Below are 13,020 nucleotides of genomic sequence, written 5' to 3'. Positions count from 1 at the left end.
ACAGGTTACCGGCGGGTAGGTAGCGGCCGGGGGTCGCCCCCGGCGGGGCGTCGGCCCGCCGGGGACGACCGGGGAGTCAGTGTGCCTCGCCGCGCAGCATGCCCGGGCCGAAGACCTCGTAGGCGATCCGCTCCACCGGTACGCCCCGACGCAGCAGACCGCTGCGAACCACGTTCATGAACGGCAGCGGACCGCAGAGGTGCACGTGGGCGTCGGGCGTGAGCGGGATCAGCTCCGGATCGACCCGACCACCGCTCACCGTGGCGGCGAGTCCGCCTGGCGTGGCTTCGCTCGTGTCCTCGTACCACAGCGTGGTGTGCAGGTTGGGCAGCGCGGCGTGCAGGCGTGGCAGGTCGCCGCGCAGGGCGTGCGCCGCGCCGGCCCGGTCGGCGTGCACCAGCACCACCGGGCGTCGTGGTGCGGTGACCGCCAGATGCTCCAGCGCGGCCATCGCCGGGGTCAGCCCGATACCGGCGCTGACCAGCAGTAGCGGCCCGTCTCCGGCCACCGCATTGACCTCGCCGAAGGGCGGGCTGAGCCGCAGCGTGTCACCGACCGCCACCTGCTCGTGCAGGAAGGTCGAGACCAGGCCGTCGGGTGCGCCGTCGATCCCGCGTAGCCGCTTCACGGCGATCCGCCAGTCGGCGGCCCCGGGGCGACCGGTGAGGCTGTACTGCCGGATCTGCTGACCGCGACCGCCGTCGAGGTCGACGGCGACCGAGGTGTACTGGCCGGGGATGAAGGTGGGTGCGGCCGTGCCGTCCGCGGGTGCCAGGGCGAACGACACCACGTCACTGGTCTCCTGTCGGCGGGCGGTGACGCGCCACGTCCGCCACACCGACTCGCCCTCCGCCAGGCCGGCAGCCGCGTAGAGCCGGGCCTCCCGGGCGACCAGCTCGCAGGCCAACAGCCAGTAGACCTCGTCCCAGGCGGCGGCGACCGGCGGAGTGACCGCATCGCCGAGCACCTCGCCGACGGCGGCGAGCAGGTTGCGACCCACGAGGGTGTACTGGGCCGGGGTGATGCCCAGCGACGCGTGCTTGTGGGCGATCCGGTCCAGAATCGGCCCCCAGGGCATGGTGCTCGCACCGGTCAGGTGCTCGGCGTAGGCGACCACCGCGGCGGCCAGGGCGGCCTGCTGCGCCCCGCTTGCCTGGTTGCCCCGGTTGAACAGGTCGAGCAACTCCGGATGAGCCTCGAACATCCGCTGGTAGAACCGCCGCGTGATGGCCTCGCCGTGCGCGCGTACCGCGGGCAGGGTCACCGACACCACCGCTGCTGAGGACTGCGTGAGCACGATGTTCTCCTTATTGTTCGACCGTTCGGGCCCTCACACAAAACAGGAGTCCCAGATACCTGTTTTAGGGTCGAAGGTCCCGGATCGACGGTCGCACAGGTCACACCGGCGCCTCGGCCGACCGTGGCACCGTGCCGTCGCGGCCTAGGGTCGATACGTGAAGCTCAACAGGTCCACCGACATGGCACTACGGATCGCCATGCACGCCGCGGCGACCGGTCGCCGGACGACGGTGGACGAGTTGGCCGACCAGTTGGCGCTGCCCCGCAACCATGTGGCCAAGGTGGTGCAGCGACTCCAGCGCCTCGGCGTGCTGGTGACCATCCGGGGTCGCTTCGGCGGGGTGGCGTTCGCCGCCGAAGGCGCGGCGTACACCGTCGGGCAGGTGGTCCGGGCGTTCGAGGGCGACGGCGAGGTGGTCGACTGCGACGCACCGGCCTGTCCACTGCGGACAGCCTGCCGGCTGCGGGCCGAGCTGCGCCGGGCACAGGAGGCGTTCCTCGCCGTCCTCGACGGGGTCAGCCTCGGCGAGTTGGTCGACGGGCCGGCCGGGCCGGTGCTGCTCGCCCTCGGCCCGACACCGGCATCATGAGCAACGGGGTACCGCCCGGACCTCGCGGGTCCGGGCGGTACCCGAGCCGGTCAGGAAACGCTGATCGTGCCGTTCGAGCCGCGTACGCAGGCGACCGAGCGGGCAGCGGTGGTGGCCGCGCCGGAGAGGCACTGGCCCAGCACCTGGTGCCCGGCGGCGTTCGGGTGCCACGACTCCTGGCAGGTCTGGAAGTAGCTCACACAGGTGTTGGCGATCCGCTGGATGGCGATCTTGTCCTTGCCGGAGAGGCTGGTCACGAAGGTCCCGTTCGGCGGGTTGTCCATCAGCCGGATCGGGGTGGCCAGGGTGCCGGTCGGGCTGTTCGTGTTCTCGCAGAGCCGGGCGCCGTCGAAGGCCCGCTGCACGTTGAGGTAGACCAGATCGGTGCCGGCGAACTCGGCGGCCAGGGTGTCCCGGGCGGAGCGCACGATGGTTCCGAGGCCCTGCGAGAACCGGTGACCGGGAGCGAGGCTCGCCCGGTGGATCGGGCAGCCGGCCGCGTACCGCTCGGCACCCAGTGCGCGGAACTTGTCCCGGGTGTCGTCCCGGTTGTCCTCGGAGTGGTAGGTGGGGGCCAGGTCCAGCGGCAGCGGGTTGGTGTAGTCCTGCAACACCACCCGGTGCTGGCCGTCGGCGTCCACCTCGCGCAGCGTGTTCAGGATCTGGCGTACCGCCGCGGTGGTCTCCGCCGTCGCGGCGGTGAGCTGTGCCGCGGTGGCCAGGTCGGCGTCCGTGCACGGCTTCTGCTCCACCGGCCCGTTCAGGTACGCCCAGAACTCCCACCAGCCGGTCCAGGCGTCGGCGATGAACCGGTTGGCGCACTTCTCGGCGACCCCGCCGAAGGTGAACGAGCTGTTGTTCGAGCCGAGACCGATCAGCACCAGGTCGATGTCGTGGCTCTGGGCGACTGCGCGGAGCTGGTCGAGTTGGGCGGCGACCTGTCGGCCGTTCGTCCGGGCCGACGAGGCGGCGGCGATGTCGTGCGGCTGGCCGCCGGAGCAGGCGAGATTGAACCTGTCCTGGATGCCGGGCAGCGTCGCCTTGTGCAGTGAGGCGTTGGCCGAGCGGTGGCAGAAGAAGGCGTCGCTGTTGGGCGCTGTCCACCCCGGGAAACCCCGCGCCACGCCGGTCACGTCGACCACCGGCTGGTAGGAGCCGGCGCCCTCGCCGCTGATGAAGCTGTCGCCGAGGGCCACCGCCGCGGTGGGTGGTGCGGCCGAGGCGGCGGGGGCCGCGACGGCGGTGGAGAGGGTCGCCGCGGTGACGGCCAGGGCCATCGCGGCGGCGGTACGACGCAACGCGGACATCGGCATCCCCATCCGTTCATAGAAATGTGAAAGATCCTCTGGTGCCGTGATGAGATCACGCAGGTGTGACGAACGTCAACAGTGGGAAACATCTGTGACCGACGGGCCCACAGAGGTCGCAGATGCTCCCGTGACCGGCCGCCCGGGTGCGCGTCGAGCAGCACCGCCGGGCATAAGGCCGGTGGCCGGGGCGTTGACCGCAGCAGGTCCGCCAGCAGCGGCCCTCGGCGTGCCGGGCGGGTGTCCGCACAGGTTGTCGGGGCGTGCGGCTACGCTCGCTGCGGCGTGCCCGCGCCGGGCCGACCGCCGACGGCGCGGGAGAGCACATCGCCGAGACCGGGGAGTACGACCAGTTGACCGCAGAGCCTGACACCCTGTATGGGGCCGACGACCTCACGCACCTTGAGGGGCTGGACGCCGTTCGCAAGCGGCCCGGCATGTACATCGGCTCCACCGACAGCCGTGGCGTGGGCCACCTCGTCAACGAGATCCTGGACAACTCGACCGACGAGGGCGTCGCCGGCCACGCCACCGCCGTCGAGGTCGTCCTGCACGCCGACGGCTCGGTTCAGGTCGACGACAACGGCCGAGGCATCCCCACCGACGTGCACGCCCGCTCCGGCATCTCCGGCGTCGAGTTGGTGCTCACCCGCCTGCACGCCGGTGGCAAGTTCGGCGGCTCCGGCTACAAGACCTCCGGTGGGCTGCACGGCGTGGGCGCCTCGGCGGTCAACGCCCTGTCCCGCCGCTTCGACGTCACCGTGCGTCGGGGCGGCAAGGTGCACGCCATGTCGTTCCGGCACGGCGTGCCGGGCATCTTCGACGGCGACGGCCCCGACGCGTCGTTCACCCCCGGCCCCGGGCTCCAGGTCGTCGGCGCCATGAAGCGCGGCCACCGCACCGGCACCTCGATCCGCTACTGGCACGACCCCCGCTACTTCGAGACCGGTGCCGCGCTCGACCATGACGCCGTGCGGGCCAAGCTGCGCCACACCGCCTTCCTGGTCCCCGGCGTCGGCTACACGCTGCGCGACCGCACCACGGAGGAGCCCACCGAGGAGCGCTTCCACTACCCCAACGGCCTCACCGACATGGTGGAGTTCCTGGCACCGGCCGGAGACCGGCCGGTCTCCGGCACCCTGCTGGTCACCGGCGAGGGGACGTACCGGGAGAACGCCGCCGACGCCAACGGCGTCATGCAGTCAAACGTGCAGCGCCGGGCGGAGGTCGAGATCGCCTTCCGCTGGGGCACCGGCTACGAACGCACGGTCGAGTGCTTCACCAACACCATCCGCAACGCCCACGGCGGCACCCACCGCAAGGGTTTCGAGCGGGCGCTGGCGCGTACTCTCGCCGACGCCGTGCGCAACACCCGGGGCCTGCTCAAGGCCAAGGAGGACGCGCCCACGCTGGACGACGTCCTGGAGGGCATGACGGCGGTGGTGCACGTCCGGGTGCCCGAGCCGCAGTTCACCTCGCAGACCAAGGACGAGCTGTCCACCGCCGGCATCACCAAGGTCGTGCAGGGCCTGGTGGAGCAGCACGTCAAGTCCTGGCTGGACGACCGTAAGACGCGCACCGAGGCGCGTACGGTCCTCCAGAAGATCGTCGACGCGTCCCGGGTACGCCTCACCCAGAAGCAGCAGAAGGACGCGGCCCGCCGCAAGACCGCGCTCGAAGGCGCGGCCATGCCCGCCAAACTCGTCGACTGCCGCGCCTCAGGCATCGACAGGAGTGAATTGTTCATTGTGGAAGGGGACAGCGCCCTCGGAACAGGCCGACTTGCCCGTTCTGCGGAGTATCAGGCGCTTCTTCCGATTCGAGGCAAGATCCTCAACGTGCAGAAGGCCAACCTTCAGCAGGTGCTCGACAACGCCGAGTGCGCGGCGATCGTGCAGGTGCTCGGTGCCGGCTCCGGGCGCACCTTCGACCTGTCGGCGCTGCGTTACGGCCGGGTGCTCATCATGGCCGACGCCGATGTCGACGGCGCACACATCCGGACGCTGCTGATCACCCTCTTCGCCCGGTACATGCGGCCGTTGATCGAGGCGGGCCGGCTCTACGCCGCGATGCCACCGTTGCACAAGATCACGACCAAGGGGCGCAACCCGGAGACCGTCTACACCTACACCCAGGCGGAGATGGAGTCGACGGTGCGCCGGTTCGAGAAGGCCGGCAAGCAGATCGTCACCCCGGTGCCCCGGTTCAAGGGTCTCGGCGAGATGGATGCCGACGAGCTCTGGGAGACCACCATGAATCCGGCCACCCGCGCGGTCCGCCGGATCACTCTGGACGACATCGAGGCCGCCGAGCGAATCCTCGAACTGCTGATGGGGGAGAAGGTCGAGCCGCGCCGCAAGTGGCTGATCGACTCCGCCGACCGGGTCGACCGTGACGCCATCGACGCCTGACCATCGGGTCTCTCGGAAGGAAAGCTGAGCCATGGCACGCCGCAAGGAGACGAAGGTCGACCGTTCCGCGTTCGACCTGGCCGGCGCGCGGATCATCGACAACCCGCTGACCACCGAGGTGTCCGACTCCTACCTGGAGTACGCCTTCTCGGTCATCCACTCGCGGGCACTGCCCGACGCGCGCGACGGCCTCAAGCCGGTGCACCGACGCATCCTCTGGTCGATGTACGAGCAGGGCCACCGCCCGGACCGGGCGCACGTGAAGTCGGCTCGGATCGTCGGGGACGCGATGGGCAAGTACCATCCGCACGGCGACACCGCGATCTACGACGCGATGGTGCGGCTGGCGCAGGACTTCTCGCTGAACGTGCCACTCATCGACGGGCATGGAAATTTTGGAAGCCCAGACGATGGACCGGCGGCGGCGAGATACTGCGTGACGGGCGATACCCGCATTCGCCTGGCCGACGGTTCAAGTCCCCGGATCCAGGAACTGGTCGATCTCGCCCCCGACAGCGAGGCTGATGTCGATCTTGCAGTGCTGGACAAGGACGGAAAGACCGTCCAGGCGAGCAAAGTCTTTAATTCGGGAGTTCACCCCACCATCCAGATCCGTACGGAGGCCGGGTTCTCACTCCGGGGTAGCGAGAATCATCTCGTCCTGTGCCTGGACGCGCCGCTCGGTGTGCCGGTGTTCCAATGGCGACGTCTTGATGAGGTCGCGCCCGGCACGGTGGTCTGCGTCGCGCGGAACGCCTGGTACCAGGTGACCCCTACGGCCAGGGAGTACATGCTGGGAATTCTCGGCGGAGCATGGGTCTCTGAAGGGTTCGCGAACGAGTCTAGAGCAGGTTTCAACAACACTGACGAGCACTTTTTCGGTGAGGTGCTGCACGCCTATGACCAGATTGTCGGTGGGCGGCGTTATGTGAGCGAGCGGCACACTCGCCGTGACCGCAAGCGCATCCAGGAATTGGATGTCCAGGAGTACGTGGGTGGAATGGCGGCGTTCCGCGCCAGCCCACTTGGCGAGTTGATCGGCTGCCAAGCGCGGGACAAGTTCATCCCCCAGTTCGTTTGGACTGGCGGTTGGGGCGTGAAGCGGGCCTTCCTGATGGCGCTGTTCGAAGGGGATGGCGGCGTCCGGGTAGCCAACGACAGCTTTACCGTTCAGTACACCAGCTTCAGCGAACGCCTAGCCCGCGAGACCCAAGAGTTGTTGGCGGAGTTCGGCGTCATCGCGTGTCGGCGGCAATACACGCGCCCCAGCGGCTCGGTGGAGCACCGGTTGATCATCTCCGGGTTGCGGAACATCACCGCATTCGCCAACCGGGTTGGTTTCCTCCGTAACAAACAAGCCGTACTGCATCGAGTTCTCAGGCGTTCACCGTTGCGCCCCCATCGACTCAGCAAGGATCATGTGCCATTCGTGGCCGAGTATGTTCGGGGGGCGCTCGCCTTCGACAAGCGTGGTTCGGGCCGCAGTTGGCTGACTCAGCACAACTTCGACCGGGTCGAGCGCTGGGAGACCGAGCGGCTCCGGATCATCGATCGGGTCAAGGACCCCGAGGTTCTTGCCACGATCCTGCCCGTGATGGACTCCGGTTACCGCTTCGAGCGGATTGCAGAGGTGACGTCCCGCGAGCCGGCCGAGGTCTACTCGATTAGGGTCGACACCGAGGACCATTCCTTCCTTGCAGGTGGTTTCGTCAACCACAACACCGAGGCCCGGATGTCGCGGGAGGCGATGCTGCTCGTCGGTGAGCTGGGCGAGGACACCGTCGACGTCGAGCCCAACTACGACGGGTCACTGACCCAGCCCACCGTGCTGCCGGCCGCCTTCCCGAATCTCCTGGTCAACGGTGCCGCCGGGATCGCGGTCGGGATGGCGACCAACATGATCCCGCACAATCTGGGCGAGGTCGTCGCGGCGGCCCGGTGGCTGATCCGGCACCCGAACGCCACCCTCGACAAGCTGATGGAGTTCGTGCCCGGTCCCGACCTGCCCACCGGCGGCATGCTGCTCGGCCTCGACGAGGTGCGCCGGGCGTACGAGACCGGCCGGGGCGTGGTGCGGATGCGCGGCAAGGTGGAGATCGGGCCGCTGGAGGGCAGCCGGGGTCGGCAGGCCATCACGGTGGTCGAGTTGCCGTACGGCGTCGGCGCGGAGAAGGTCATCGCCGCGATCACCAACGAGGTGACCAAGACCAAACGGCTCACCGGGATCGCCGACGTCAAGGACCTCACCGACCGGGAGAGCGGCACCCGGCTGGTCATCGAGTGCAAGGTCGGCGTGAACCCGCAGGCACTGCTCGCCGATCTCTACCGGTTGACCCCGCTGGAGCAGTCCTTCGGCGTAAACAACCTGGTGCTGGTCGACGGGCAGCCGCGCACCCTGGGGCTCAAGGAGCTGCTGGAGGTGTTCCTGGCCCACCGCTACGAGGTGGTGACCCGGCGCAGCGCGTACCGCAAGCGTAAGCGGGAGGAGCGGCTGCACCTGGTCGACGGTCTGCTGATCGCCCTGCTCGACATCGACAAGGTGGTCAAGCTGATCCGGGCCAGCGAGGACGCCCAGGCGGCCCGCAGCGGCCTGATGCGCCAGTTCAAGCTCTCCGAGATCCAGGCCAACTACATCCTGGACACTCCGCTGCGCCGGTTGACCAAGTACGACCGGCTGGAGCTGGAGGCGGAGCAGCAGAAACTGCGTGCCGAGATCGCCGAGCTGTCCACCATCCTCGACGACGAGAACGTGCTGAAGAAGGTCGTCTCCGACGAGTTGGCCGCCGTGGTCAAGCAGTTCGCCGCGCCCCGGCGGACGACGCTTGTCGACGGTGACCTCAAGGAGGTGCTGGCCGCGTCCGCCCCGGCCGGGCCGTTGGAGGTGGCCGACGACCCGTGCCAGGTGATCCTGTCGGCGACCGGGCTGGTGGCCCGTACCGCGGCCGAGTCGGAGGAGTCCGCCGAGGGGCGTCGGCGGCACGGCCGGGTCAAGCACGACGCGGTACGCGCCGTGGTGCACTCCACCGCCCGGGGGCGGGTGTTGCTGGTGACCAGTGCCGGCCGGGCGTTCAAGGTGGACGTGCTGCCGCTGCCGGTGCTGCCGGAGCAGGCCGGCACGGTGTCGTTGCGTGGCGGGATGTCGGCCGCCGAGCTGGTGCCGCTGGAGCCGGGGGAGACCGTGGTCGGCCTGGCGCCGCTCGGCGCTGCCGCGGAGGGTTCCCCGGGTCTGGCACTCGGTACCCGGCAGGGTGTGGTGAAGGTGTGTGCTCCGGACTGGCCGGTGCGATCCGACGAGTTCGAGGTGATCGGGCTGCGGGACGGCGACGCGGTGGTCGGGGCGACCTGGCTGGTCGACGGTGCCGAGACGCTAGCCTTCCTGACCAGTGCGGCCGCGCTGCTGCGGTTCCCCGCCGGGACGATCCGCGCCCAGGGGCTCAAGGGCGGCGGGATGGCCGGGATCGCCCTGCCGTCCGGGTCGCGGGTGGTGTTCTTCGGCGCGGTCCGCACCGACGATCCGGAGCACGGTGAGCCGATGGTGGTCACCTCGACCGGCGCGACGGTCAAGGTGACGCCGCTGTCGGCGTACCCGGCGAAGGGGCGGGCGACCGGCGGAGTGCGTGCCCATCGGTTCCTCAAGGGTGAGACCGACGTGGTGGTCGGTTGGGTCGGTCCCCGGCCGGTCGGCTCGACGGCCAACGGTGAGGCGGTGGAGCTGCCGGCGGCCGACCCGCGCCGCGACGGTTCCGGCTTCGCCGTCATGCTCGGCCCAGGCGTGGTGGGTCACCAGATCGACCGCGAGTAGGTATCTGCTCCTCGACTGCGGCGTGCCGGACACGATCGTCCGGCACGCCGTCATCCATCGATGTCGGTCATTGACGTATGACGTATTACGACGATACGTTGAGCCTTGCTCGCTGGTGGCCCGACGTGTCGACACCACCATCCACAACGTCGGTGCCTGCGACAACACGCGTCCTTCCCGATCGCGTGTGGTCCTAGTCGAAGGAGTGGATCAATGAATGGTGAGGTTCGTCCCGCCTCTCCTCCCAGGCGTCGGCGGCGGTCGGTCGTGGCGGCGGTCGGTGCGGCGGCCCTGGTGGCCGGCAGCCTCGTCGCGGTAAACGCGGCACCCGCAGCGGCGGCAACGGTGGACCCGAACGCCTGGTACGTGCTGGTCAACCGCAACAGTGGCAAGGCATTGGACGTGTACGGCCTGGCGACCAACGACGGCGCGCGGATCAGCCAGTGGACCCGCAACGACGGCGCCAACCAGCAGTGGCAGTTCGTGGACTCCGGCGGAGGCTGGTACCGGCTGAAGTCGCGGCACTCCGGCAAGGTCCTGGACGTGTCGAACGCGTCGACCGCCGACGGCGCCGCGATCGTGCAGTGGTCCGACCACAACGGCACCAACCAGCAGTTCCGGTTGGCCGACTCGGACGGCGGTCACGTCCGGCTGATCAGCCGGCACAGCGGCAAGGTCGTCGAGGTGCAGGGCGCCTCCACCGCAGACGGCGCGAACATCGTGCAGTACGCCGACTGGAACGGCGCCAACCAGCAGTGGCAACTGGCCCGGGTCGACGGTGGCGGCCCCACGTCGCCACCACCGACCGGTGAGCCGGGCGCGGGGTGCGGCCGGACTCCGACGCTGGGCAACGGTACGCACACCATCCAGAGCGGCGGCCAGAGTCGTAGCTTCATCCTGAGGATCCCCGCCAACTACAACAACAACACCCGCTACCGGTTGATGTTCGCGTTCCACTGGTGGGGCGGCACCGCCGGCGATGTCGCCTACGGTGGAGCCGACGGGGCCGCCTGGGCCTACTACGGGCAGCAGGAACAGTCCAACAACAGCGCGATCCTGGTCGCGCCCCAGGGCATCGGCAACGGCTGGGCCAACTCCGGTGGTGAGGACGTCACCTTCGTCGACGACATGATTCGTCGGATCGAGAGTGACCTGTGCGTCAACACGGCACAGCGCTTCGCCCTCGGGTTCAGCTACGGCGGGGCGATGAGCTACGCCCTCGCCTGTGCCCGCGCGAACGTCTTCCGGGCCGTCGCGGTCTACGGCGCTCCCCGGGAACTGAGTGGGTGCAGTGGTGGCACCCAGCCGATCGCGTACTTCGGCATTCACGGCATCTCCGACAACATCACAAGCGGGCGGTCGTTGCGTGACAGGTTCGTCCGCAACAACGGCTGCACCCCGCAGAACCCGCCGGAGCCGGCGGCGGGCAGCCGGACGCACATCACCACCGTCTACTCGGGATGCCGCGCCGGCTATCCGGTGCAGTGGGGTGCGTTCGACGGCGGCCACACCCCCGGTCCGGTCGACGGCGGCGGCGACAGCGGCGCCAGGACCTGGACCAAGGGCGAGGTGTGGCGGTTCTTCGCGCAGTTCTGAGTCGAGGGGTCGGAGTCCCCGGTCGAGGCCGGGGACTCCGACGTGCCCCGACCGGTGGGTCAGGCGACGCCGGCCGGGCGGAACTGGACGCTGACCCGGGGGCCGACCGGGCGGGAGGTCTTCGGTATGGCATGTTCCCAGGTGCGCTGGCAGGAGCCACCCATCACCACCAGGTCGCCGTGGCCGAGCGGAAACCGCAGGCTGGTCCCGCCGCCGCGCGGGCGGAGGAGCAGCTGGCGGGGGGAGCCGAAGGAGACGATGGCGACCATGGTGTCGGTGTGCGCGGAGCGGCCCTGGGTGTCGCCGTGCCAGGCGACGCTGTCCCGGCCGTCGCGGTAGAGGCACATGCCGGCGGTGACGAAGGGCTCGCCAAGCTCGTCGGCGTACTGGCGGGTCAGCGCCGCGCGGGCGGCGGTCAGCACCGGGTGCGGTAGCGGCCGGCCGGCACCGTACCAACTGAGCAGCCGGGGCACGTCGACCTCGGTGTCGTACATGGTGCGTCGCTCGGCCCGCCACGGCACCTCGCGTAGCAGCACGTCGAGGACCTGGTCGGAGCCGTGCACCCAGCCGGGCAGGTGGTCGACCCAGGCGTCCCGGCTCAGCGGGTGCCGGCGCGGCTGCCCGACCAGCGGGCCGAGTGCGGGCGCCGCGTCGGTGACCTCCAGCATCGACGGCTGGTACGCGGTCTGCGACATGCCCGCAGCCTAGCAGGTGTTTAGTACACCAGTGCTACACAGTCATGCCGACGGGAGGATCCGGGTGGCCTGGACGGCGCGGCGCAACCGGCCGTCGGCGGCCAACTCCCCGAACATGTAGATCTCCGTGGTGATGGTCCCGCCTTTGCGCAGCTCTGCGACGAGCCGGTACCGGGCGGCCACCTGGTCGCCGTCCACAAGCGCCTGCTGGACCTCGACCCGGAGACCGGCTGCCCGTCTGCGAGCCGGACGGATGTGCTCCAGCAGCCGCTTCCGGTCGAGTGACACACCGTCGTTGACCAGCTCGTAGTCCGGCGTGTGGTAGCGGTCGAGCACGGTCGCCGGATCCTCGTCGCCCAGCCCTGCCTCCTGCGGATAGCGGATCAGATAGCTGGTCAGATCGGTGCGAGGCGTCATTGGCCCCCCTCAAAGGCTTAGCTTTGACATCGTGTCTACCTTAACCTCGGGCGGTAACTTGGACAACGTGTCAGAGGTCAAGGACGGGCGACGTCGACGGAGGCGTTCGGACGCCGAGCGCAGCGCCGCCGCTGTGCTGGATGCCGCCGTGCGCGTGCTCGGTCGGCATCCGGACGCGAAGGTGGAGCAGGTCGCCGCCGCGGCCGGCGTCACCCGCCAGACCGTGTACGCCCATTACCCGTCCCGACAGTTGCTGGTGGCCGCCGTCGTCGACCGCATCACCGCCGAAGCCGTCGCCGCGCTCGACGCCGCCGACGTCGACAGCGGCACCGCCGCCGAGGCGCTGGTGCGCTGGCTGGACGTCACCTGGCGGCTGCTCGACCGGTACCCGCTGCTGCTGCATCCCTCGGTGACCACGATCGACCAGGGGGACTCCGACCGTCAGCACGCCGTGGTCGCCGAGCGCCTGGCCCGGCTGATCGGCCAAGGTCAAGCCGCCGGTGAGTTCGACGGCACCCTCGACCCGGTCTGGTTGGTGTCCGCGACCATCGCGCTCGGTCATGCGGCCGGCGGTGAGGTCGCTGCCGGCCGGATGACCACCGCGCGGGCGGCGACGATGCTGCGCCGCAGCATCCTGCGTCTCTACGGCGCCCGCGAGTCCTGACCGGCGACGACGCGCCTGGGCCGTCGGCACGCCCGGCTGGCCCCAACCGGCTGGTTCACCACAGGGTTGTTGTCACTGCCTCGGCGGGTCGCGCGGCAACAACCTACCTGTCGATGGCCGGGCGGGGGGGGGGGGGGGGGCGCGGTGCGGCCCGCACCCCCCGCACGCCCCGCCCCAGCTCCTCGACCAACAGGCAACTGACTGACGTCACAACGGAGCCCGACTCGGACAGCAGCCGC

At 69.8% G+C, this 13,020-nt stretch carries 8 protein-coding genes and 3 pseudogenes; 7 read left to right on the top strand and 4 right to left on the bottom strand.

Annotation, left to right across the window (positions count from 1 at the left end; all coding sequences use genetic code 11):
- Positions 1–76 precede the first annotated feature (76 nt).
- A complete protein-coding gene (locus ACFY2A_RS04460) occupies positions 77–1,297 on the bottom strand; it encodes a globin domain-containing protein (protein ID WP_387168306.1) in 1,221 nt (406 codons plus the stop codon).
- A gap of 157 nt (positions 1,298–1,454) precedes the next feature.
- Here ACFY2A_RS04460 and ACFY2A_RS04455 point away from each other — a divergent pair, with 157 nt between their 5' ends.
- Entirely contained in the window at positions 1,455–1,889 is a 435-nt protein-coding gene (locus tag ACFY2A_RS04455; RefSeq protein ID WP_387168303.1) for an RrF2 family transcriptional regulator, read from the top strand.
- A gap of 50 nt (positions 1,890–1,939) precedes the next feature.
- Here the strand turns inward: ACFY2A_RS04455 and ACFY2A_RS04450 are convergent, their stop codons facing one another.
- Positions 1,940–3,196, bottom strand: coding sequence for a hypothetical protein (locus ACFY2A_RS04450; protein ID WP_387168578.1), 1,257 nt, complete (start codon positions 3,194–3,196; stop codon positions 1,940–1,942).
- Positions 3,197–3,549: 353 nt separating this feature from the next.
- Between ACFY2A_RS04450 and ACFY2A_RS04445 the strand changes: the two genes are divergently transcribed.
- The 5 genes and pseudogenes from ACFY2A_RS04445 to ACFY2A_RS04425 all read left to right on the top strand — a co-directional run bounded on the left by ACFY2A_RS04445 (position 3,550) and on the right by ACFY2A_RS04425 (position 11,005).
- Entirely contained in the window at positions 3,550–5,607 is a 2,058-nt protein-coding gene (locus ACFY2A_RS04445) for a type IIA DNA topoisomerase subunit B (RefSeq protein WP_387168575.1), read from the top strand.
- A gap of 31 nt (positions 5,608–5,638) precedes the next feature.
- A pseudogene (locus tag ACFY2A_RS04440) lies at positions 5,639–6,259 on the top strand (DNA gyrase subunit A); the annotation flags it as partial.
- A 138-nt stretch (positions 6,260–6,397) separates the two neighbouring features.
- Positions 6,398–6,934 (top strand): annotated as a pseudogene (locus tag ACFY2A_RS04435) (LAGLIDADG family homing endonuclease); the annotation flags it as partial.
- A gap of 393 nt (positions 6,935–7,327) precedes the next feature.
- Positions 7,328–9,409 (top strand): annotated as a pseudogene (locus ACFY2A_RS04430) (DNA gyrase subunit A); the annotation flags it as partial.
- 213 nt (positions 9,410–9,622) lie between these two features.
- Entirely contained in the window at positions 9,623–11,005 is a 1,383-nt protein-coding gene (locus tag ACFY2A_RS04425; protein ID WP_387168300.1) for an RICIN domain-containing protein, read from the top strand.
- A gap of 59 nt (positions 11,006–11,064) precedes the next feature.
- Here the strand turns inward: ACFY2A_RS04425 and ACFY2A_RS04420 are convergent, their stop codons facing one another.
- Together ACFY2A_RS04420 and ACFY2A_RS04415 are read right to left on the bottom strand one after the other, a co-directional pair.
- The gene (locus ACFY2A_RS04420; protein WP_387168297.1) at positions 11,065–11,700 is read right to left on the bottom strand and encodes an alpha-ketoglutarate-dependent dioxygenase AlkB; all 636 of its coding nucleotides are present in this window, start codon (positions 11,698–11,700) and stop codon (positions 11,065–11,067) included.
- Positions 11,701–11,742: 42 nt separating this feature from the next.
- Positions 11,743–12,117, bottom strand: a complete 375-nt coding sequence (locus ACFY2A_RS04415) for a nuclear transport factor 2 family protein (RefSeq protein WP_363919169.1) — start codon at positions 12,115–12,117, stop codon at positions 11,743–11,745.
- Between the two features lie 67 nt (positions 12,118–12,184).
- Here ACFY2A_RS04415 and ACFY2A_RS04410 point away from each other — a divergent pair, with 67 nt between their 5' ends.
- Positions 12,185–12,781: a TetR/AcrR family transcriptional regulator gene (locus ACFY2A_RS04410; protein ID WP_387168294.1), complete on the top strand. Its 597-nt coding sequence runs from the start codon at positions 12,185–12,187 to the stop codon at positions 12,779–12,781.
- The last annotated feature ends 239 nt before the right edge of the window (positions 12,782–13,020 follow it).

The organism is Micromonospora sp. NPDC000442, assembly GCF_042898635.1.
Taxonomy (GTDB): Bacteria; Actinomycetota; Actinomycetes; order Mycobacteriales; family Micromonosporaceae; genus Micromonospora.
The sequence above is the reverse complement of the archived record's forward strand: the minus strand, read 5'-3'. Positions and strand labels throughout refer to the sequence as shown.